This window comes from Vibrio sp. 1078-1 (assembly GCF_033340475.1).
In genome coordinates, this window is record NZ_JAWOWM010000476.1 from 1 (window position 1) to 642 (window position 642).

The 642-nt window shown below is 43.9% G+C and carries 1 protein-coding gene; it reads right to left on the reverse strand.

What is annotated here, in order from left to right:
• Positions 1–208: 208 nt before the first annotated feature.
• Positions 209–642, reverse strand: a 434-nt coding sequence (gene hemH, locus R7190_RS28280) for a ferrochelatase (RefSeq protein WP_318137979.1), incomplete at its 5' end; no start/stop codon positions are given.

Genomic DNA, 642 nt, shown 5'->3' on the forward strand with positions numbered 1-642 from the left:
GCTCCTGAACACCCTTATGTTCAAGGCGGTTACGTCGCTTACAGCGGAATTTGGGGAGCGTACATTCCCGTGATCAACGATACTCGCAGCACTGCAGAACAAATTGAAGAGCAACAAACACAAGTTGCTTAACATGGTTTCAAAGTTATTAAAAAGGGTCGCAATCGCGACCCTTTTCTGTATTCATTCAGTGCAGAATACCAAAGCTCTACAGCTTGCTGCGTACTAGTTCTGCCATCATATCGATATGCATGTCATCGTCGTTAAGGCATGGAATATAGTGGAACTGCTCACCACCCGCTTCCATAAAGATCTCTTTGTTCTCTCCAGCTATTTCTTCCAACGTTTCTAAACAATCAGATGAAAATGCAGGAGTCATGATATCAATTTTCTTCACGCCTTTACTGGTGATGGTTTCCAATGTTTTATCAGTGTAAGGCTGTAGCCACTCTTCTCGGCCAAAACGAGACTGATAAGACATACCAATCTGATCCGATGATAAACCAAGCGCCTCACCAAGCAAGCGAGTGGTCGCTTCACAATGCTGAGGATAAATGTCGCCATTGTCTGCATAACGTTTAGGAATACCGTGATATGAACACAGCAAGTAATCCCCTTTGCCATACTCTTCCCAGTATTGTC